Consider the following 1,866-nt stretch of genomic DNA (forward strand, 5'->3'; position numbering starts at 1 on the left):
TGGTCACGCACCAGACCGGCCCGGAAGGCCAGAAGGTGCGTCGCCTCTACATCGAAGAAGGCGCGGACATCAAGAAGGAGTACTACGTCTCCCTCGTGACCGACCGCCAGAGCCAGAAGGTCGCCTTCATCGCGTCCAGCGAAGGCGGCATGGACATCGAGGAGGTCGCCCATTCGACCCCCGAGAAGATCATCACCGAGGTGATCGATCCGCTGACCGGCCTGGGCGCCGCGCAGGCCGAGAAGATCGCCCGCGCCATCGGCCTGGCTGACGTGTCGATCGCGCAGGCGGTCACGCTGTTCCAGAACCTCTACCGCTGCTACATGCAGACGGACGCCTCGCTGGTCGAGATCAACCCGCTGAACTGCGACTCGCAGGGCCAGCTGATCGCGCTGGACGCCAAGTTCAACTTCGACAGCAACGCGCTGTTCCGCCACCCCGAGATCGTCGCCTACCGCGATCTGGACGAGGAAGACCCGGCCGAGGTCGAGGCCAGCAAGTTCGACCTCGCCTACATCAGCCTGGACGGCAACATCGGCTGCCTGGTCAACGGCGCGGGCCTGGCCATGGCCACGATGGACACCATCAAGCTGTTCGGCGGCGAGCCGGCCAACTTCCTGGACGTGGGCGGTGGCGCCACCGCCGAGAAGGTCACCGAGGCCTTCAAGATCATGCTCAAGAACCCAGAGGTCAAGGGCATCCTGGTCAACATCTTCGGCGGCATCATGAAGTGCGACACCATCGCCGAGGGCGTCATCACCGCCTGCAAGGCGGTCAACCTCAGCGTGCCGCTGGTGGTGCGCATGAAGGGCACCAACGAGGACCTGGGCAAGAAGATGCTGGCCGAGAGCGGCCTGCCCATCATCGCGGCCAACACCATGGCCGAAGCGGCGACGGCCATCGTCGACGCGGTCAAGTAAGCCCGGAGCAAACACATGTCGATCCTCATCAACAAGGACACCCGCGTCATCACGCAGGGCATCACCGGCAAGACCGGCCAGTTCCACACGCTGGGCTGCCAGGCCTATGCCAACGGCAAGAACGCCTTCGTCGCGGGCGTGAACCCGAAGAAGGCGGGCGAGCGCTTCAGCGACATCCCCATCTACGCGAGCGTCAAGGAAGCCGCCCAAGCCCAAGGCGCGACCGTCAGCGTGATCTACGTGCCGCCGGCCGGCGCGGCGGCGGCGATCTGGGAAGCGGTCGAGGCCGACCTGGACCTGGCCATCTGCATCACCGAAGGCATCCCCGTGCGGGACATGCTGGAGGTGCGCAACAAGATGAAGGCCAAGGAAGCGGCCGGCGGCAAGAAGACGCTGCTGCTGGGCCCGAACTGCCCAGGCCTGATCACGCCCGAGGAAATCAAGATCGGCATCATGCCGGGCCACATCCACCGCAAGGGCCGCATCGGCGTGGTGAGCCGCTCGGGCACGCTGACCTATGAAGCGGTCGCGCAGCTCACCGAGATCGGCCTGGGCCAGTCCAGCGCCGTGGGCATCGGCGGCGACCCGATCAACGGCCTGAAGCACATCGACGTGATGCGCGCCTTCAACGACGACCCGGACACCGATGCGGTGATCATGATCGGCGAGATCGGCGGTCCGGACGAAGCCGAAGCCGCGCAATGGTGCAAGGCCAACATGAAGAAGCCGATCGTCGGCTTCATCGCCGGCGTCACCGCCCCGGCCGGCAAGCGCATGGGCCACGCCGGCGCGCTGATCAGCGGCGGCGCGGACACGGCCGATGCCAAGCTGGCGATCATGGAAGAGTGCGGCTTCACCATCACCCGCAACCCGTCGGAGATGGGCCGGCTGCTCAAGGGCCTGCTCTGATCGATCTGGATCAGCCTTGATCCGATGAGGCGGATCA

General features: G+C 65.8%; 2 protein-coding genes. Both read left to right on the forward strand.

The window, feature by feature from the left end; all coding sequences use genetic code 11:
• Positions 1-920, forward strand: a 920-nt coding sequence (gene sucC / locus EV685_RS00295) for an ADP-forming succinate--CoA ligase subunit beta (protein ID WP_130480010.1), incomplete at its 5' end; no start/stop codon positions are given.
• Between the two features lie 15 nt (positions 921-935).
• Positions 936-1,829 (forward strand): succinate--CoA ligase subunit alpha, encoded by an 894-nt coding sequence (gene sucD, locus EV685_RS00300; RefSeq protein ID WP_130480011.1) that lies wholly within the window; start codon positions 936-938, stop codon positions 1,827-1,829.
• Positions 1,830-1,866 lie beyond the last annotated feature (37 nt).

The organism is Sphaerotilus mobilis (genome assembly GCF_004216565.1).
GTDB classification, from domain to species: domain Bacteria; phylum Pseudomonadota; class Gammaproteobacteria; order Burkholderiales; family Burkholderiaceae_C; genus Sphaerotilus; species Sphaerotilus mobilis.

Excerpts from the sequence above, each read along its gene's own strand:
- sucD (WP_130480011.1), top strand. The coding sequence starts at position 936 with ATGTCGATCCTCATCAACAAGGACACCCGCGTCATCACGCAGGGCATC.